Annotated in this window: 19 protein-coding genes; 8 read left to right on the plus strand and 11 right to left on the minus strand. The window is 70.0% G+C overall.

Features of this window, described 5'->3' with window-relative positions; all coding sequences use genetic code 11:
* Positions 1 to 72: 72 nt before the first annotated feature.
* A complete protein-coding gene (locus BM228_RS15060; protein ID WP_092041945.1) occupies positions 73 to 1,014 on the minus strand; it encodes a 2-hydroxyacid dehydrogenase in 942 nt (313 codons plus the stop codon).
* Between the two features lie 105 nt (positions 1,015 to 1,119).
* Entirely contained in the window at positions 1,120 to 1,410 is a 291-nt protein-coding gene (locus BM228_RS15065) for a hypothetical protein (protein WP_244537151.1), read from the minus strand.
* Between the two features lie 159 nt (positions 1,411 to 1,569).
* On the opposite strand from BM228_RS15065, the gene BM228_RS15070 reads away from it, so the two are divergent.
* Positions 1,570 to 3,042: an MFS transporter gene (locus BM228_RS15070; RefSeq protein ID WP_092041949.1), complete on the plus strand. Its 1,473-nt coding sequence runs from the start codon at positions 1,570 to 1,572 to the stop codon at positions 3,040 to 3,042.
* 78 nt (positions 3,043 to 3,120) lie between these two features.
* On the opposite strand, the gene BM228_RS15075 is transcribed toward BM228_RS15070, so the two are convergent.
* The 4 genes from BM228_RS15075 to otsB form a co-directional block, all read right to left on the minus strand.
* The gene (locus tag BM228_RS15075; protein ID WP_092041950.1) at positions 3,121 to 3,507 is read right to left on the minus strand and encodes a type II toxin-antitoxin system VapC family toxin; all 387 of its coding nucleotides are present in this window, start codon (positions 3,505 to 3,507) and stop codon (positions 3,121 to 3,123) included.
* A complete protein-coding gene (locus BM228_RS15080) occupies positions 3,504 to 3,746 on the minus strand; it encodes a type II toxin-antitoxin system Phd/YefM family antitoxin (protein WP_092041951.1) in 243 nt (80 codons plus the stop codon). The genes BM228_RS15075 and BM228_RS15080 overlap by 4 nt, the downstream gene beginning before the upstream one ends.
* Before the next feature lie 65 nt (positions 3,747 to 3,811).
* A complete protein-coding gene (locus tag BM228_RS15085) occupies positions 3,812 to 4,819 on the minus strand; it encodes a glucokinase (RefSeq protein WP_092041952.1) in 1,008 nt (335 codons plus the stop codon).
* Between the two features lie 81 nt (positions 4,820 to 4,900).
* The gene (gene otsB / locus BM228_RS15090; RefSeq protein WP_092041953.1) at positions 4,901 to 5,644 is read right to left on the minus strand and encodes a trehalose-phosphatase; all 744 of its coding nucleotides are present in this window, start codon (positions 5,642 to 5,644) and stop codon (positions 4,901 to 4,903) included.
* Positions 5,645 to 5,762: 118 nt separating this feature from the next.
* On the opposite strand from otsB, the gene BM228_RS15095 reads away from it, so the two are divergent.
* Positions 5,763 to 6,272, plus strand: coding sequence for a DUF427 domain-containing protein (locus BM228_RS15095; RefSeq protein ID WP_092041955.1), 510 nt, complete (start codon positions 5,763 to 5,765; stop codon positions 6,270 to 6,272).
* A 58-nt stretch (positions 6,273 to 6,330) separates the two neighbouring features.
* Positions 6,331 to 7,554 carry a serine hydrolase domain-containing protein gene (locus tag BM228_RS15100; RefSeq protein WP_092041957.1) on the plus strand — a complete coding sequence of 408 codons (1,224 nt, stop codon included), beginning with the start codon at positions 6,331 to 6,333 and terminating at the stop codon, positions 7,552 to 7,554.
* A 16-nt stretch (positions 7,555 to 7,570) separates the two neighbouring features.
* Here BM228_RS15100 and BM228_RS15105 read toward each other — a convergent pair whose 3' ends face one another.
* The 5 genes from BM228_RS15105 to BM228_RS15125 form a co-directional block, all read right to left on the minus strand.
* Positions 7,571 to 8,185, minus strand: a complete 615-nt coding sequence (locus BM228_RS15105) for a DUF2147 domain-containing protein (protein ID WP_092041959.1) — start codon at positions 8,183 to 8,185, stop codon at positions 7,571 to 7,573.
* Between the two features lie 209 nt (positions 8,186 to 8,394).
* Entirely contained in the window at positions 8,395 to 8,925 is a 531-nt protein-coding gene (locus BM228_RS15110; RefSeq protein ID WP_092042084.1) for a GNAT family N-acetyltransferase, read from the minus strand.
* Positions 8,926 to 9,080: 155 nt separating this feature from the next.
* A complete protein-coding gene (locus tag BM228_RS15115) occupies positions 9,081 to 9,290 on the minus strand; it encodes a hypothetical protein (protein ID WP_092041960.1) in 210 nt (69 codons plus the stop codon).
* A 243-nt stretch (positions 9,291 to 9,533) separates the two neighbouring features.
* The gene (locus BM228_RS15120; RefSeq protein WP_092041962.1) at positions 9,534 to 9,734 is read right to left on the minus strand and encodes a hypothetical protein; all 201 of its coding nucleotides are present in this window, start codon (positions 9,732 to 9,734) and stop codon (positions 9,534 to 9,536) included.
* A 74-nt stretch (positions 9,735 to 9,808) separates the two neighbouring features.
* Positions 9,809 to 10,945 carry a helix-turn-helix transcriptional regulator gene (locus BM228_RS15125; protein WP_244537152.1) on the minus strand — a complete coding sequence of 379 codons (1,137 nt, stop codon included), beginning with the start codon at positions 10,943 to 10,945 and terminating at the stop codon, positions 9,809 to 9,811.
* A gap of 687 nt (positions 10,946 to 11,632) precedes the next feature.
* Between BM228_RS15125 and BM228_RS15130 the strand changes: the two genes are divergently transcribed.
* The 5 genes from BM228_RS15130 to BM228_RS15150 are packed head-to-tail and all read left to right on the plus strand — an operon-like array spanning position 11,633 to position 17,274.
* Complete coding sequence (locus BM228_RS15130; protein ID WP_244537153.1) at positions 11,633 to 12,628, plus strand: polysaccharide biosynthesis/export family protein; 996 nt, start codon at positions 11,633 to 11,635, stop codon at positions 12,626 to 12,628.
* Positions 12,628 to 14,199, plus strand: coding sequence for a GumC family protein (locus BM228_RS15135; protein WP_092041966.1), 1,572 nt, complete (start codon positions 12,628 to 12,630; stop codon positions 14,197 to 14,199). The genes BM228_RS15130 and BM228_RS15135 overlap by 1 nt, the downstream gene beginning before the upstream one ends.
* Positions 14,196 to 14,834, plus strand: a complete 639-nt coding sequence (locus tag BM228_RS15140) for a CpsD/CapB family tyrosine-protein kinase (protein ID WP_092041967.1) — start codon at positions 14,196 to 14,198, stop codon at positions 14,832 to 14,834. Before BM228_RS15135 ends, BM228_RS15140 begins: the two co-directional genes overlap by 4 nt.
* A complete protein-coding gene (locus BM228_RS15145; protein ID WP_092041969.1) occupies positions 14,831 to 16,345 on the plus strand; it encodes an O-antigen ligase family protein in 1,515 nt (504 codons plus the stop codon). Before BM228_RS15140 ends, BM228_RS15145 begins: the two co-directional genes overlap by 4 nt.
* On the plus strand, positions 16,342 to 17,274 hold the full coding sequence (locus BM228_RS15150; RefSeq protein WP_092041970.1) for a glycosyltransferase family 2 protein: 933 nt from the start codon (positions 16,342 to 16,344) through the stop codon (positions 17,272 to 17,274). Before BM228_RS15145 ends, BM228_RS15150 begins: the two co-directional genes overlap by 4 nt.
* The last annotated feature ends 5 nt before the right edge of the window (positions 17,275 to 17,279 follow it).

The raw sequence follows: 17,279 nt of genomic DNA on the forward strand, positions 1-17,279 counted from the left end.
CTTCGAGGCTTGCGCTACACGCAAGCTCCTCAGGATGAGGTCGAGGGGTGGATGCTCGCCCCCAAACAGACCCTAATACCCCCGCCCGGCATCGACGCCCTGCGGCGGCTGGCCGGTGCTGCGGTACTCCCGCAGGTTAGCCGCCACCGTGGCGGCGGCCGAATCCATGTCGGTCGGGCCGGAGATGTGCGGCAGCACGGTCACGCCCGGATGGGTCCAGAGCGACGATTTGGCCGGCAGCGGCTCGACATCGAACACGTCGAGCACCGCGTGCGACAGGTCACCGGCATCGAGCGCCGCGATCAGATCCTCGGTCACCACGATCGGACCGCGGGCGAAGTTGATCAGCGCCGCCCCGTCTTTGAGGGCAGCGAGCCGCGCGGCATTCACGAGGCCACGAGTCTCCGGCGTCAGGGGCACCAGGCAGACGAGGATGTCGCAGCGCCCGAGCATCGCCGGGAGGCCATCCGCGCCGTGAGATGTCTCAATGCCCGAGACGGTCTTGGGCGTGCGGCTCCAGCCGGTAACGGAGAACCCAGCTCCAATCAGTCGCTCGGCCGCCGCGGTGCCGAGCGCTCCGAGGCCGAGCAGTCCGACCATCGTGTCGGCGGGCTTGCGATAGGGATGCGGCTGCCAGACCCGCTCGCGCTGCTGGCGGGCATAGGCCGGCATGTCGCGCTGGAGGTAATAGGTCCAGGCCAGCACCGCCTCGGCCATGGTGCGGGCCATCTCCCGATCGACCAGCCGGACGATCGGCAGCGGCCGGTCGAAGGCGCCGACGAGCTTTTCCACGCCGGCCCAGAGGCTCTGCACCCAGACGAGGGCCGGCAGGGCTGCGACCTCGGCGGGATCCGGGTTCGCCACGATGGCGACCTGCACGCTCGCGCGCTCCGCATCCGTCATCCGGCGGAACGGGACCAGCCGCTCACCGGGCATCGCGGCCGACAGGATCTGCAGGTATTCCGCCTCCTGCGCCGGGCTCTTGCACCCGACCAGCGCGACAACCTCGGCCATCCTCGAACTCCGTACGCGTCTCAGGCTGCGCCCGAGCGGGCGATGCAGGCGCTGTGCCTGCCCGAGAGGCGTTCGCCAAGTCAGGTAGGCAAGTCGGCCATCACGTCAGCGCGCTTCGACGAGCGCCGGGTAGACGAAGCGGACGTTGCGCCGCTCCTCGGGGATCGCGGTCTCGGCACGCTTGCGCAGGCTGCCGGTGGTGACCGGCACAACTACCTCCGTGGGCCGCAGGCGCCAACGCTCGGCGCTCGCCATCGGGACCGGCGGTTTCGGGCGCTCGAGGTGCCGGTCCGCGCCCTCGGTCGGCACGGTGGCGAGCCCCGCCAGGGTCATGACGGCGAGGAGGCCGTAACGGTATCGGCGAAGCGGCCGGGAGCGAGGCGAACGGACGGACATGGCAGAGAACCCGCGTGGACACGCTTGTTCTGCCTGTCGGGCGTGAAGACGGGATCGAACCGAATCGATTCCCAACCCGTTCCCAACACCTGTCTGGAGTTTCGGTAAACGCCGGGTCTTGAGGCACGGTAAACGAACGGACCGGGAGGACGCGCGGGCATGGTGAGCAAGGTTGAGGGAAGCGCCGGGACACCCGAGCGCGCGGAGATCGGCCGAGTCATCGACACCGACATCTCCGCGCGGCTGGACCGGTTACCCTGGGGCCGCTTCCACGTGCTCGTCATCGTGGCTTTGGGCATCACCTGGGTGCTCGACGGGCTGGAGGTGACGCTCGCCGGCTCCCTGGTCGGCGCCCTGCGCAAGGCGCCGATGTCGTTCTCGGAATTCGATGTCGGGTTGGCGGCCTCCTGCTACCTTGTCGGCGCGGTGACCGGCGCCCTCGGCTTCGGCTGGTTGACCGACCGGATCGGACGCAAAAAGCTCTTTTTTATTACGCTCGCCCTCTACCTCGTTGCCACGGCGGCGACCGGCCTGTCTTGGAACGTCGCGAGCTTCTGCTTCTTCCGCTTCCTGACCGGCGCGGGCATCGGCGGCGAGTACACGGCGATCAACTCGACCATCCAGGAGCTGGTCCCGGCCCGGGTGCGCGGCTGGACCAACCTGGTCATCAACGGCTCGTTCTGGATCGGCGCGGCGCTCGGCTCGTTCATGTCGATCGTGCTGCTGAAGCCCGAAGTGATCGATCCGGCCTGGGGCTGGCGCGTCGCCTTCTTCACCGGCGGCGCCATCGGCCTGGTGATCCTGCTGTTGCGCACCTGGATCCCGGAAAGCCCGCGCTGGCTCGCCACCCACGGCTACGCCGCGGAGGCCGACCGGGTCGTCACCGGGATCGAGAAGCGCTTCACCGACGCGGGCGTCACGCTGCCGCCGATCGATGAGAGCAAGCGCATGAAGGTCCGCACCCGTGACCACACTCCGCTTTCGGAGGTGTTCCACGCCCTGTTCGTCACGAACCGGCTGGCCACAATGGTCGGCCTCGCCCTGATGGTGGCGCAGGCCTTCTTCTACAACGCCCTGTTCTTCACCTACGCTCTGGTGCTGGAACGGTTCTACGATGTGCCGGGCAACAGCGTCGGCTGGTATCTCCTGCCCTTCGCCCTCGGCTCGTTCCTCGGCCCGCTGCTCCTCGGGCGGCTGTTCGACACGATCGGCCGACGCCAGATGATCGCCTTCACCTACGGCATCTCGGCGGTGCTGCTGGTCGCCGTGGGCCTGCTGTTCCGGCTCGACGTGATCGGGCCGGTGGGGCAGACCGCGGCCTGGATGGTGGTGTTCTTCTTCGCATCCGCGGCGGCGAGCTCGGCCTACCTCACGGTCTCCGAGACCTTCCCGCTGGAGATCCGCGCGCTCGCCATCGCGGCCTTCTACGCGGTCGGTACCGGCATCGGCGGCGTCTCGGGGCCGCTGCTGTTCGGCAGCTTGGTCGAGACCGGCTCCCGTGATTGGGTGCTGTTCGGCTACGGGATCGGCGCCGCGCTCATGCTGATCGCCGCCGTGGTCGGCGGGGTCTGGGGCACGGCCGCAGAGGGCAAGTCCCTGGAGGACGTGTCGAAGCCGCTGGCGGCGGCGTAGGCAGGAGACAGCCCCCTAAGCCGGATCTCCTTGCGTTCAACGCATCGAGATCCGGCCGAACGGGTGAGCGATAGCTGCTCAAACCAACCTGATCGGGCCGCCATATTGTGCGAGGATCCGGTCGGCCGTGACAAATTCGAGCCCTTCGACTTGGGCCTGTGCGATCAAGAGCCGATCGAACGGGTCGCGATGAACGGGCGGAAGGCCGGCAACAGCGGCAGCATGAGCCCCCGTCACCGGAAGCTCGACATAGCCGCTGTCGATCAGGCCTTTCCGCAGGCGCTGCGCATCGACCTGAAAGTCGTTGCGGCCCAGCCCGCTTTTGATCGCGACCTCCCACAGACTTGCTGCGCTGAACACGTGGGTATTCGCAGGATCGTCGATGAGGCGGCGTGCGGCAGATGTCAGCCGGTCGGATCCTGCCGCAGCCCAGAGCAGGATATGCGTATCGAGCAGGTAGCTCACCGGCCTTCGAACGCCGCCGCGATCTCTTCGCTACCCATCCGATCGAAATCGTCCGGGATGCGGATGGACCCAGCCAGAAATCCGATCCGCGAGGTCTTGGCAGGCGCTGGTGCGTCGAACGGGACGACACGAACCAAGGGCTTGCCGTCTTTGGCGATGATGAACGGCTCGCCCGAGGCCGCCTGCTCCACGAGGCGCGGAAGGTTGGTCTTGGCGTCCTTCAACGTGACCGTCCGCATCGATCCGGTCCCAATCCCACACGCGCCTGCCGCCGCGCGACGACAGCTTGAGTGATCGTAAACCCTCAGCCGTCCTTCCGCCAAACCTGCCCGTGGTAGACGAAGCGGCGGCCCTCGTTGGCGAGGGCGGCCAGGCCCTTGAAGGCCGGGTCGTGGACCGTGATGACGCTGGTCGGGATCTGGCGCATCATCTCGGCGAAGGGCGCCTTGCGCTCGAACGCCTCGCGAAACCCGCTCTCCTCCAGCACCTTGACGATGCGGGGCGCGATGCCGCCGCCGATATAGACGCCGCTGGTGGCGAGAAAAGTCAGGGCGAGGTCACCGCAGACGCGGCCGAGCAGGCGGCCGAACAGCTCCAGCGCTTCCGCCGCATGCGGGTCCGAGGCCTTGAGTCCGGCCTCGGTCACCGCCGCGGGATCGAGCTTCTCGTGCGGTTGGCCGGTGCGCACATGCGCCACCGCCGCGTGCAGCCGCGCCAGGCCCGGCCCGGACAGCACCGCCTCGACGGTGATGCGCCCCTCGACCCGCTCCAGGGCGTGCCAGACCTTTTCCTCGAACGCATCCGCGGGACCGAAATCGGTGTGGCCGGCCTCGGTGGAGACGATGGCGAGGTGGGCGGCGTAGGGCACCAGGGCCGCAGCCCCGAAGCCGGTACCCGGCCCGAGCACGACCCGGGCGCCACCCGGGATCGTCGGGCTCGGCCCGACCGGTGTGAGGTCGTGGGGCTCGATATCGGCCGCGCCGGCCGCGACCGGCACGTAGTCGTTCACCACCACCGCCGAGGAAAGCCCGAAATCCTTCGCGATACGCTCGCCGCCGATCCGCCAATGCGCGTTTGTGAGCTGGGGCTCCGGGCCATCGACCCGCCCGCCCATCGCCAGGATGGTCGAGCGCGGCGGCGGCAGGGCATCACCGCCCTTGGCTAGCGCCGCCTTAATGGCGTGCGACGGATCGGGATGGTCGGCGGTCGCCTCGTGCGAAAGCAGCCGGGGCTCGGCGCCCTTCTCGGCGATCAGGCCGAAGCGGGCGTTCGTGCCACCGATGTCACCGATCAGAACCGGGAATTCGAACATCGACGCATAGCCTTTTCCTGAGCGGGTCCACCGCGAGGCAGGACGCGTGCCTGCCGTCGTTTCACGAAGGATAGGGCGGCCTCAGGCCGGTGGCAGGGCCTCAGGATCGATCGTGCCGTTCTCCGCCCAGTCCCGCAGCAGAGCGCGGACGGCGGCCGGGTCGGGCAGGCGCCGGCTCGCCACGGTGTCGCCGTCGCCGACCCGGACGGCGATGCCGCCATCCTCGTTGACCGACGCGAAGGCGATCTCGTCGGTGCGGTCGTCGCCGAAGAAGACCGGCCGGCGGCCGGCATAGGGGGCCTGCTCCAGGAAGGCGCGGATCGCGTGGGCCTTGGTCGCCTGGGCCGGGACGATCTCGCCCACCGCCTTGCCGAGCTGGAGCCGGTAGGCGCCCCCGAGAGCCTCGGCCGCGTCCTTGACCAGCGCCTCGGCGCGGCCGGCATCGTCAGCGTTCGCCAAGCGCCAATGCACCGCCACCGAGGCGCCCTTGTCCTCGATCAGCACGTTGGCGAGCGCCCGGCTCTCCGCATGCAGGCGCTCGACCTGACGGCGCAGCGCCGGATGGTCCTCCGCGCGGCCGCCCGACAGCGCCCCGCCGACCCGGCGCTCGACGCCATGAAGCCCGGCCGCATCGAGGCGCGCGGGCGCCAGGAAGCCGTCGATCACCGAGACTGGACGGCCGGTCACGATCGCCAGCGCCCCGCCCAAGCGGTCGCGCAGGCGTTCGAGGGTCTCCACCAGGCCGGGCTCGACCTGCACGGCATCCGGCCGCGGTGCGATCTCGGCGAGGGTGCCGTCGAAGTCGAGGAAGAGGGCGATGTCCATCGCGGTCGGTCCCGGGCGGTGAGCGTCGGGCACGCGCTAGCATGCGACGACGGCGCGAGGAACGGTGATACGCATCAACCTATCGCTCACAAGGGATACGATATACCTCGACCCAGCCATGGCCCGCCCTCTTTCCCGTCCGATCCCCGACCCGACCAAACCCGGAGACCAGAGTGTCTGGGACTATCCGCGGCCGCCGCGGCTGGAACGGGTGGCGGAGCCGCTGCGGGTGGTCCTCGGCGGTGCGGTGATCGCGCAGACCAAAGCCGGCTATCGGGTCCTGGAGACCGCCCATCCCCCGACCTATTACTTTCCGCCCGCCGACGTGATGGCCGGCGTGCTCACGGGGCCGCGGCGCGGCGGCATCTGTGAGTGGAAGGGGCAAGCCGTGCTGTTCGACGTGCATGGCGGCGACCGGCTGGCCCCCAGCGCCGCGTGGTCCTACCCGGAGCCGACGTCGGGCTTCGACGCCATTGCCGGCTACGTGGCCTTCTACGCCCTGCCGATGGATGCGTGTTTCGTCGGCGACGCGCAGGTCACGCCCCAGCCCGGGACCTTCTACGGCGGCTGGATCACCCCCGGTATCGTCGGCCCGTTCAAGGGCGGCCCGGGCACGATGGGCTGGTAACTTCGCTCCGGCGCGCTTTATCGTTCCTCGCCGAGTCTGACCGGCCGAAGGAGACGTCATGGGCGCGCTGACCGAGATCGACCCGACAGGCGCAGGGTTCAGCCCGGATGGGCTGGCGCGGATCGCGCCGTGGATGGATCGGCTGGTGGATGAGGGCCGACTTGCCGGCCTGTCGGTGACGGTGGCACGCCGGGGTCGCGTGGCCTACGCTCGCGCCTGCGGCCAGGCCGACCTAGCCCGCAACACGCCGTTCACCCTCGACACGGTGACTCGCATCTACTCCATGACCAAGCCGCTCACCTCGGTGGCGGTGATGCAGCTCTACGAGCAGGGCCGGTTCCAGCTCGACGATCCGGTCGCGCGGGTGCTGCCCGAATTCGCCGAGATGCGCGTCGCAGTGGGTGGCAACCGGGCGAAGATCGAGACCGAGCCGGCCCGCCGTCTAATCACCGTGCGCGACCTCCTTACCCATACGGCCGGCCTGACATACGGCTTCATGGAGGCGACCCTCGTCGATGCGCAGTATCGCGAGCACGGGATCGACTTCCTGGCCCGCGAGGGCAGCCTCGCCGAGATGACCCGCCGGGTCGCGGCCCTGCCGCTGCTGGCCCAGCCGGGCAGCGCCTGGAACTACAGCGTCGCCACCGACGTGCTCGGCCAGTACGTGGCGGCTCTCACCGGGCGGCACTTCGCCGACTACCTGCGGGAGGAGGTCATCGCGCCGCTGGGCATGGTCGACACCGACTTTTATGTCCGCCCGGAGCTCATGCCGCGCTTCTGCGCGACTTACGCGTATGACCGCGCGCGCAAGCTCAGGCAGTTCGACGATTCCGTGGAGACCGTCTTCGCGCAGCCGCCGGCCATCGCGTCGGGCGGCGGCGGCCTCGTCTCCACGGCGGCCGACTATCACCGCTTCTGCCGGATGATCCTCAACGGCGGCACGCTCGACGGCAACCGGCTGCTCGGCCGCAAGACCGTCGCGCTGATGCTGGCCAACCACTTGTCCGGGGATCTCGCGGCCATGGGCACACCGCGCTTCGCCGAGACCTCCTATACCGGGATCGGCTTCGGCCTCGGCTTCTCGGTGATGCTCGACCCGGCCCGGGCCCAGATCCTCGGCACGCCCGGCGAGGTCGCCTGGGGCGGCCTGGCCTCGACCGCCTTCTGGATCGACCCGGCCGAGGATCTCTCGGTGGTGCTCATGACGCAGCTCGTGCCGTCCTCGGCCCTGCCGATCCGGCGGGAGCTGCGGGTCCTGACCTACGCGGCCCTCGACGATTGAGGGCCGCGCCTCCTGCTTATTGCGGAGCGGGGGCGTCCGCGGCCGGCTTCGTCGGCGCCTTCGGGGCCGCCTTGGCGGTGGTCTTGGGCGGCGGCGCGGTGACGAATTCCGGGTCGCTGCGGGGGCCGTTCGGCGCGTTGGTCGGGCCGGGGAGCTGGCCGGGGGCGAGGTCGACGACCTTGTTCCAGGTCTGCGACTTGCACAGGAAGGCGATCAGGCAGCCGCGCACCGTCAGCTCGTTCGGCGCATCCGTCCAGATCGTCACGTCGTAGGATTTGCCGTCCTCGGAATTGTAGATCTTGCCCTCGTAATGGGCGTCGGCGTTCGGCTTCAGGCCCATGATAAGCTGGTGGCCCAGGGAGGGACGCGCCTGCTTCTTCGGGTCGGGGTTCTTGAAGTCGACCCGCGGCTCGCCCTTGTCGTTGAGCGGGACCTTCAGCCAGACCACGTAACCGCACAGCCGGTCGTTGGCGGTGCCGCACTTTTCGAGGCGCACGCGCGCGCGGCCGTCCTCGGTGAGGTAGGTGCCGCTGGGGTCGGTCGGAGCCGCGGCCTGCGCCGGGGCCGCCAGCGCGGCGAGCGCCAGGACCGCGAGCGGCGCGAACCGCCGACCGATCGAAGATACCGTCATACCCGAACTCCCATGCCTCGCGCGTTCTGAAGGGACGAGCCCGCTTGCCGCGGATCATCCCTCGATCGCGTCATCGCGCTCGCGCCGGGCCGAGAGCCGGGCGACCTGCGCGTCCTGCCCGCCCTCTCCCGCGCGAAGTTGTCCGCATCATGACGGCGCAGCCTAGGGCTGACGGGTATTGGCAAGTCTTCGCATCGGCCGCGGACGGTTCAGACCCGCGTCGGCGGTGTGCTGCGGCCCTGTCCGAGCAGGAGCTGCATCAGGGTCACGTCGAGCCAGCGTTCGTGCTTGTAGCCGACTCCGGAGAGGGTCCCGACCGGCGTAAATCCGAGGCCGGCATGCAGCGCGACGGACGCGTTGGAGCCGCTCTCGGCGATGACCGCGATCATAGCCCGGCCGCCGATACGCTCGCTCTCCGCGATCAGCGCGGCCAGCAACGCGCGGCCGACGCCGCCGCCCCGGGCCGAGCGGGCGACGTAGATCGAATCCTCGAGGGTCGAGCGGTATGCGGCGCGCTGGTGATAGGGGCCGGCATAGGCGTAGCCGGCGATCGCGCCGTCCCGGACGGCCACGAGATACGGGAATCCGCCTTCGCGCAGGACGGCGAACCGGCGAGCCATCTCGGCGACGGTCGGCGGCTCCAATTCGAAGCTGGCCGTGCCGGTGCTGACGGCATCGCCGTAGATGGATGCGATGGCCGGGATGTCGGCCTCGGTCGCCGGGCGGATCGCGTGGGTCACGGCCCGAACATAACGGCGCCGCGCCCCGAACGGCAATGCGCGACCACCCCGTGGGGCCGGGTGATCGCGCGCGGGTCGTCACGGGCCGATCGCGTTGCGGGGCTGCGCGGGGATGGACGCCGCCCTACCCGCGATCGGTGCGCCGCGCGATCCGATTACTCGGCCGCGGTCATCTCGGCGGTGAAGTGGCCGCACCAATCCTTGGACGCCACCACCGGCCACAGGCCCTTGGACTGCGGGGCCGGCTGGCTGATCGGCGGGTTGAAGCGGCAGAGACCCTCGTCGCCCTGCGCCTGGGCGCCGTTGAGCTTGTGATCGTCGAAGAAGCGGCAGCTCTCGCAGGCGGCGTTTGCGGTACCGGTCATCGTGTCTCTCCGTGGTCGTGAAGGCTTCAGCGGGACCCGAAGGAAGGCCACCCGCTCTCAGTTCTTAATTAGAACAGCTCCAATGAACGGTCAAGCGTCCGGCCGCGACGCGTGTGGACGCAGACCCATCTCCAAAACGCGTGAAGCCGGATCCCCGATCGGGGATCCGGCTTCACGAGGCCGTGGGTGCCTTCAGGTCACCGTCCCTTCAGGCGCGGTCCTTCCAACGATCTCAGAGTGCGATCAGCTCTGCTTATCCTTCTTGTTGGCCCGGTGGTGGCCGACCGCGCAGCCGGCGGCGGCACCCATCTTGCCGTGCCCGGCCATGTGGCCGGCGACGCCGCCGACGACCGCGCCCTTGAGACAGCCCTTCGCTTCGGCCGGCGCGCCGAGCACGAGAGCGCCGAGCGTCAGCGTGGAAGCCAGTGCGATCCGATATGTCATTGCAGTTCTCCAATCGTGTGGGTTGCAACGACCTCGCGACCCGACCCGTTCCGCGGGTAGACTGCGGGGGAGACCTACCGGGCCAGCCCGGTTACCAGCCGGAGCAAGTCCGATTGCCGGGTCGCCCCGGTCTTGGCGAAGATTGCCTTCAGCTGCGACCGCGCGGTGGCGGCGGTGATGGCGAAGCGGTTCGCCGCTTCGGCGAGCGTGGCGCCGCCGGACAGGGCCTGGGCGAGCCGTGCCTCCGCAGGCGTCAGGCGGTAGGCGGCCTGGAGGATGGCGGCAGCGGGGACCGGCGCGTTCCCGGGAACGCTGGCGAGCAGCAGCGTGCTCCCGCCCGCGAAGACGCCTCGGCTCGGACCGACCAGCGGCACGACATGGAGGGCGATCGGCGATGCGTCCCGACGCGCCACGACGATTGCCGAGATCGGCGGCCGCCCGGATGGCCGCGACAGCGCTTCGAGTTGCCGGGCGGCATCCCCCTCCTCGGCGGTGAGACGTCCGGCCGCCAGCTTCAGGTCGCGCCCGAGCAGGGCACCGAACGCCGCGTTCCAGCGCAGGGCCTTCCCCTCGGAATCGAGGATCATGGCAGGACGCTCGATGGCATCGAACGCCTCCGTCAGCCCGGCGAGCCGCGCCGTCTCGACCATCGCGGTGAGGAGGGCTGCGCGCCGGAGGAGCGGGGACAGGGTGGCGAGACGCGCCTGCTCGTGCGGCTCGTACAGGCCCTGCGCCACCGTCCGCTGCAGCGCCAGGCACCAGAGCCGCCCCTTCACCTCGAAGCCGATGCCGGCGAACCAGCGCAGGCCGCTGGGGGCCAGCAGGTCCTGGTAGAAGGGCAGCCGTTCGATCTCCTCGGGGGTCGTAAAATCCTGATCGACCGCGATGCCCCGGGCACGGATCATCGGCAGCCCGCGAAAGCGGTGATCCTCGCGATACCAATTCTCTTCGAAGTAGCGCTTCGAGGATTCGGCGAGGGACGCCGTGGTGATCGCGTCCAGCCCCGTCCGGTCGGTGCGCAGCAGCAGCGCGCCTTCGCTCCCGGAGGCCCGCGACACCCGCTCCATCAAGTCCGGCCAGCGCGCCGGATCGACGACCGCCTCCTCCAGGTCTTCCTGGAAGGTCACCTCCAGGTCGTCGCGTAGGCGCGCGAAGAGCGTCTGGTTCAGGCCGGGCATGGTGCTCGACTCCGGGCCGGCGAAGACCGGCATTCAGGACCGCACCGCGTCGGTCCTACGAGAACAACGCTCACGGATTGATCGGATTTTTTATTAATCGAACCCTCAAGCTCGAGCAAGCATTTGAAGAAACGGCATTTTCGATTGATTTCGCCTGGGCGATGGACTGCTCCGACCGTAGGTTGTCACAACAGGTCAGGCGGCTCGATGGAGGCGAGCCAATACGCCGCCCTCTGACGCACCATGGCCGATTTCATGATACCGAGGCCGAGCCGAGCAGGAGCCTTCACGGCGCTGGCGCGGTCCGGCGCCATCCGTCAGGCGGTCGGCGCAGGCGAAGCCGCGCAGGACCTCACGGCCTCCAACGGCCCCGGGCCACAGCTCCGCAGTTTACCACGCAGGCGCCATCACAACTTCTGATAGAGTTCTGGTCAGCCAGGTTCAAGCCTCGTTAACCAAACCCGTCGATTGTATCGCTCTGCGCGGTTCGATCACGAGTTGTCATCGGACGGGCGCAGTCGAGCATGGTGCGGCTGAAGGTCGATGGCGTTTTTCCTGTCTGCGTTCCTCGGCGCGGCGACCCGGCGCGTCTCCCGGGCATCCGGCCTCGCGGACCATCCGCGAAGCCGCGCTGCCGCCTTGGCGGTCCTGACCTGCGCACCGCTGTTGTCCGGTTGCATGTCGGGCAAGCCCCACACCGCTGGACGTTCAACTCCAGACGTGGCCCAGACCGGCTCGATCACCGAGGGCCTGCCGCCCGCCCTGGTTGCGGCAGCCCAGGAAGAGGTCGGGCGCACCATGCGCCTGGGACTCGCCAATTACCGGCTCAATGTCGGCGACAACCTCGAAGTCTCGTTCCTGATCGACTCGAGCGTGGTTCAGCCGACCTACCGGCTCAACCCGAGCGACGAGTTCGACGTCGATTTCCGCACCCACCCGGAATACAACCGTACGGTGCTGGTGCGGCCGGATGGCCGGATCTCGCTGCCGGGCAAGAACGGCATCAAGGTCGCCGGCCTGTCGCCCGAGGCCGCGGCCGCGCTGATCAAGACCACCTACGACGACGTGCTGATCGACCCGGTCGTCACCATCATGCTGCGCAAATTCCGCACCGTGACCGATGATTTCCGCGAGCTCACCCAGCGGGCCGATATGGGCCGCGTGAAGGTGCTGGCGATCGAGCCGGACGGCAAGATCAACCTGCCGATGGTGCCGCCGGTCCAGGCCGCCGGCAAGACCGTGACCGAGCTCGCCGGCAACCTCACCGCCGCCTACCATCGCCAGCTCGCGACGGTGAGCACGAGCGTGCGGCTCGCGAGCCTGGTGCCGGCCAACACCATGGTGTTCGGCGAGGTCCGGGCGCCCGGGCCCGTCACCCTCCAGGGCGCCCGCACCTTGGCGCAGGTCCTGGGCTCGGCCGGCGGCATCCTGCCGACCGCCGCGGGCGAGGCCGTGCGCATCATCCGGTTCGACGCGGAAGCCGCGGGCAGCGTCCGCATCGTCGATATCGGCCAGCCGGGGCTCGCCGACACGATCATCGTGCCGCCGAACGCCACGGTCTACGTGCCGCCCTCGCTGCTGGCCAAGACCGCCCGCGCCGTGGACCTCGTGGTCCGCCAGATCCTGCTCTTCAACGGCACCGGCTTCGGGGTGAACTACATCACCGGCCCGTCCGCCAACACCTCCACCAGCGCCACCGTGAGGTCCGGGACGTGATGAAGCCCGACCTGTCCCGACCCGACCGGACCGCACCCGACGCCTTCGAGGATATCGCCTTCGATCTTCGCGACGCCCTGGCAGCCCTGTTCCGGCACATCCGGGCCGCCCTGCTGATCCTGACCGCCGCGATCCTCGGCGCCGGCATCTACCTGCTGCTGACGCCGGCCGAGTACACGGCCGACGCCAAGCTGATCATCCGCCTGGGCCGCGAGAAATCGGCTGCCCCGATCCAGAGCGGCGCCAACCAGAATTACATGTTCTCCGAGCGCGCGCAGAACGTGAACAACGAGATCGAGATCCTGCGCGACCCGAGCATCGTGCGCGGCGAGTTCGCGGCGCTGAAGGCGATGACGCCGGTCGGCGATCTCGGACCGCCCCCCGAGGACTGGATGGACTGGTTGATCTACCAGGGCCGCGTCGCCCTGCGTGAGGCCAAGGCGGTGAAGACCTGGGTGGTGGACACCGTCCGCATCCCGTTCGAGGCGCTGGGCCTGCTGCGCCATCTCAGCCCCGACGAGAAGCTGTTCGAGGCCTATCTCGCCTCCTTCAAGGTCGTGTTCGTCAAGGAGACGGACGTGATCCTGACCGGCTTCACCTGGACGGACCCGAACTTCGCCGCCCAGGCCCTGAACCGGCTGCTCGACGCCTACAAGCGCCGCCATGTCGAGGTCTATGCCGACGAGACCCCGGCGACCTTCTACCAGGGCAAGCTGGAGCGGGCGCGGGCCGACCTCGCCGCCATCGACGCGCAGCTCGCAAAATCCCTGAAGGGCAACAACACCGCGAGCTTCGAGATCGAGCAGCAGAACGACCTCGGCACCCTCTCGGACCTCGCCCGCCAGAAATCGGCGGCCCAGATCGAGCGGGAAGGCGTCGAGTCCCGGCTCAAGCGCACCCGCGAGACCGGTCCCGACCGCTGGCAGCCGACGCCGCCCGACGCCGACCCGACGGTGGCGGCCTTCGACACGCGGTGGGCGGATCTCCGGACCAAGCGGGCCGAGCTCGCCGTCCGGTTCCGGCCGACCGCGCCCGAGTTCGTCAGCCTCGACCGGGACCTCACCGCCCTGACCCGGCAGAAGTATCAGGCGCTGATCGCTGCCGACACGGCCCGGCTCGCGGTGCTGGCGGAGAAGATCCAGACCATCACGGGGATCGAGGCCAACCGCCGCAAGGCCGCCATCGGCCAGAGCGACGCCGCCCTCGCCTACGGCCGGCTCGTGCAGCAGAAGGGCCTGCTCACCGACGAGATCACCGACACGCAGAAGCGGATCGACGCCCTGCGCACCGGCACCGGGCTCGATGCCCAGGCGATCACCTCCTCGGCCCTGGTGGCCCGGGCCGTGCCGCCGCGCCTGCCCTCCGGCCCGAACCGGCCGCTGATCCTCGGCCTCGCGGCCGGGCTCGGCCTGCTCGCGGCGCTCGCCTACGTCGCCCTGGCGGAGATCCTGGCCCAGACCTACCGCAGCGCGTCCGAAGTCGCCCGCTCGCTGCGGGTGCCGGTCCTGGCCGCCGTGCCGCTGCGCTCGGGCACTGCCCGCCGGCCCCGTTTCGGGGGAGCCGCCGCATGATCACCGCCGCCACCCCGATGATCGACCCAGCCGTGCTGGAGCCGGCACTGGTCCAGCTCAGCCGCCACGAGACCCGGCTGCGCCGGGTCGGGATCACCGCGGTCCAGCCCGGCGAGGGGGTTAGCACGCTGGCCCGGGAACTCGCCGGCGCCTATGCCCGCCGGGGCCGCACCGCGGCGCTGATCGAGGCGAACTGGTCGCGGCCGTCGCTGGCCGCCGCCTACGGGCTCACCGGGCGGCCGGGCTTCGCCGACATCGTCGCCGGCGACGTGGCGCCGAGCCTCGGCGTCCATCCGGTCGCCGACGGCCTCAGCGTGGTCCCGGCCGGCAACGCGGCGGCGATCCGGCGCGCGACCCTGGACGACGGCCGCGTCGAGGATTTTTTGGCGCTGGTCGACGAGCGCTTCGACCTCGCCATCCTGGATTGCGAGCCGATCACCGAGATCGGCGACGCCGCGGCGCTCTCCCCCTTCGTGGACGGGTTCGTGGTGGTGATCGGCGCCGAGCGCACCCGCCGCGCCGTGGCGCAGCGGGCGCTGGCCGACCTGAAGGCCGCCGGCGGCGCGCCGCTCGGCATCGTCCTCAACGGCACCCGCCGGCCGATCCCGAAATGGCTGTACCGGTGGCTCGGATGAGCAGCGACACGTTCCGCGCGCTCCGCGCCTTGCCGATCGCCGGCCTCGGCCTCGCGGCGGCGGCCGGCGCGGTGGCGCTGAGCGCGGCGCCGCTGAAATTCGCCGTGGTCGGGCTGGCCGCGGCCTTCGGCGGGGTCGGCGCCCTGATCGCCGGGCAGCGCTACCGCCTGACGCCCCTGCTCCTCGTCGCCCTCGCGGTCGGGCTGACGGTGAAGCTCGATGTCAGCTTCTTCCAGCATTTCGAGGCGGTCGGCCAATACCTGCCGAGCATCGGCGGTGGGGCGGGGCTGACCGTCAGCGTCGCCTTCCTGGTGGCGCTGACGCTGATCCTGTCGAAGCTGTTCGGTATCGGCGAGCGCGTCCGCGGCCTGCGCCTCGACCGGCCCCTCGTCCTCACGCAGCTCGGCTTCCTGGCGGCCGGGCTGCTCTCCCTGAGCAACGCCACCGATACCGCCTATCTCTGGTTCGATGCCTGGCGGTTCCTGGGCCTGCTCCTGGTCTCGGTGGCGGTCTCGAACCTGTCGGGAGCCGATATCCGCACTCTGGCGCTGGCGATCTGCGCCCTGTGCCTCGTGCAGACCGCGGTGGCGGGGCTGCAATACGTCTCCGGCTCCGAACTCGGCCTCTCGGTGCTCGGCGAGGAGCAGATCGTCGAGGAGAACATCAACTTCACCGCGCAGCGCCGGGCCGGCGGGCTGAAGGTCCACCCGAATATTCTTGGGTACTATTACGAGTTCGTTTGGCCGCTGGCCCTCGCGCTCGCCCTCTCTCGGGGTCCGAAACTTCTGCGCCTTATCGGCGCGGCCGGCGCCGGATCGGCGGTCGTCGGCGTGGTGCTGACCCTGTCGCGCGCCTCCTGGTTGACCTACCCGCTCTCGGCCACCCTGGTGGTGGTGCTGGTCTACCGGGACCGGCTGTTCTCCCGGGCGAGCCTGATCGTGTTCGGGCTTCTCGTCGTCTTGGCCGGGATCGCCGCGATCGTCGCCGGGCCGCTGGTCTGGGAACGATTCACCGCGGATGACGGCGGCTCGGCGGCCCAGCGCGGACCGCTCAACGCCGCCGCCCTGGCGCTGTTCGCCCAATTCCCGATCTTCGGCGTCGGGCTCAACAATTTCGGCAACCAGTTCGCGGTGCTCGACCAGACCGGCCTGTCCCGCCTCGCCGGCCTGTTCGACCGCTCGAACCACGTGGTGCACAACCTGCACATCCTGATCCTCACCGAGGTCGGGATCGTCGGCTACACGGCCTTCGCCCTGGTCTTTCTGGTCGGCATCGTCCGGGGCTTCCGGGCGGCCTGGCGCGCCCCGGTCGGGGATCCCCTGGCCGCCATCGCGGCCGCCTGCGCGGTCGGCCTGATCGCCCACCTGCTCCACGGCCTGGTCGACCCGGGCTTCCGCCTGAATCTCGGCATCGCCGAGCTGCTCTACACCGGCCTCGGGCTGATCGCGGGCGTCCGGGCAGCGCAGAGACGTGCGGCTGCCGACCGGCGCCGGGAAGGATACCGACCATGAGCGGGATCGGCCTCAGCGTCCTGATCGTCACCTACAATGCCGGCGCCGATATCGAGACCTGCCTGCAACTCCTGGCGACGAGCCGGATCGACCGCCCCTACGAGGTGATCCTTGTCGATAACGCCTCCACGGATGGTACGCCAGAGCGGATCGCCCATGGCTACCGCTGGGTGCGGCTGATCGCCGAGCGCACCAACCACGGCTTCGCGGGCGGCAACGCCGTCGCCCTGGCAGCGGCGCAGTACGACACGATCCTGCTGCTCAATCCCGACGCGTTCCTCCGCGATCCGGAGGCGCTAGCCGCAGCGCTCGCCCATCTTGACGCGCATCCGGATGTCGGTGCGCTCGGGCCCCGGCTGATCTTCCCGGACGGCCGGCACCAGGTCGGCGATGCCGGCTACGAGCCGCGCCCGCTCTCGACCCTGGTCCATGCCGCGGGCCTGTCCGGGCGCTTCGGCCTGCGCGGCCTCTACTTGGCGAGCCGGCAGGCCAGAGGACGCGCCGCCCTCGACGTGGACTGGGTCTGCGGCGCGTTCGTGCTGATGCGCCGGGCGGCGGTCGAGGCGATCGGCGGCTTGGAGAGCCCGATGTTCCTCTACGGCGAGGACGTGGATTGGGGGTGCCGCCTGCGCGATGCCGGATGGCGGGTCGCCTACCTGCCGGCGATCGCGGTGGTCCATCTCCAGGGCGGCTCGGCCGGCACGCGCTCGGCCCGCTGGCTCGACGGGCTGGCGGGGATCTACCGCCTGCGCAATGCCGGCCGGTTCCTGTCCTCGCCCGCCTTCTTCTCCGGCCCGCTGCGGCTCGGCTTTACCCTGCGGGCGCTCGCCTACGGGCTGGCCGGCCGGCTGAAGCGCCGGCCGGACCTCGCTCACAAGGCCGAGGACATGCGCAGGTTCTCCGCCCACCTGCGCAGTCTTCGAAGCTGACCCGC

It is taken from the genome of Methylobacterium pseudosasicola (assembly GCF_900114535.1).
GTDB classification, from domain to species: Bacteria; Pseudomonadota; Alphaproteobacteria; order Rhizobiales; family Beijerinckiaceae; genus Methylobacterium; species Methylobacterium pseudosasicola.

What these genes read in the sequence shown, in the direction of transcription:
- BM228_RS15060 (WP_092041945.1), bottom strand. Translation starts at nt 1,014, where the DNA reads ATGGCCGAGGTTGTCGCGCTGGTCGGGTGCAAGAGCCCGGCGCAGGAG.
- BM228_RS15065 (WP_244537151.1), bottom strand. Translation starts at nt 1,410, where the DNA reads ATGTCCGTCCGTTCGCCTCGCTCCCGGCCGCTTCGCCGATACCGTTAC.
- BM228_RS15070 (WP_092041949.1), top strand. Translation starts at nt 1,570, where the DNA reads ATGGTGAGCAAGGTTGAGGGAAGCGCCGGGACACCCGAGCGCGCGGAG.
- BM228_RS15080 (WP_092041951.1), bottom strand. Translation starts at nt 3,746, where the DNA reads ATGCGGACGGTCACGTTGAAGGACGCCAAGACCAACCTTCCGCGCCTC.
- BM228_RS15085 (WP_092041952.1), bottom strand. Translation starts at nt 4,819, where the DNA reads ATGTTCGAATTCCCGGTTCTGATCGGTGACATCGGTGGCACGAACGCC.
- otsB (WP_092041953.1), bottom strand. Translation starts at nt 5,644, where the DNA reads ATGGACATCGCCCTCTTCCTCGACTTCGACGGCACCCTCGCCGAGATC.
- BM228_RS15095 (WP_092041955.1), top strand. Translation starts at nt 5,763, where the DNA reads ATGGCCCGCCCTCTTTCCCGTCCGATCCCCGACCCGACCAAACCCGGA.
- BM228_RS15100 (WP_092041957.1), top strand. Translation starts at nt 6,331, where the DNA reads ATGGGCGCGCTGACCGAGATCGACCCGACAGGCGCAGGGTTCAGCCCG.
- BM228_RS15105 (WP_092041959.1), bottom strand. Translation starts at nt 8,185, where the DNA reads ATGACGGTATCTTCGATCGGTCGGCGGTTCGCGCCGCTCGCGGTCCTG.
- BM228_RS15115 (WP_092041960.1), bottom strand. Translation starts at nt 9,290, where the DNA reads ATGACCGGTACCGCAAACGCCGCCTGCGAGAGCTGCCGCTTCTTCGAC.
- BM228_RS15120 (WP_092041962.1), bottom strand. Translation starts at nt 9,734, where the DNA reads ATGACATATCGGATCGCACTGGCTTCCACGCTGACGCTCGGCGCTCTC.
- BM228_RS15125 (WP_244537152.1), bottom strand. Translation starts at nt 10,945, where the DNA reads ATGCCGGTCTTCGCCGGCCCGGAGTCGAGCACCATGCCCGGCCTGAAC.
- BM228_RS15135 (WP_092041966.1), top strand. Translation starts at nt 12,628, where the DNA reads ATGAAGCCCGACCTGTCCCGACCCGACCGGACCGCACCCGACGCCTTC.
- BM228_RS15140 (WP_092041967.1), top strand. Translation starts at nt 14,196, where the DNA reads ATGATCACCGCCGCCACCCCGATGATCGACCCAGCCGTGCTGGAGCCG.
- BM228_RS15145 (WP_092041969.1), top strand. Translation starts at nt 14,831, where the DNA reads ATGAGCAGCGACACGTTCCGCGCGCTCCGCGCCTTGCCGATCGCCGGC.
- BM228_RS15150 (WP_092041970.1), top strand. Translation starts at nt 16,342, where the DNA reads ATGAGCGGGATCGGCCTCAGCGTCCTGATCGTCACCTACAATGCCGGC.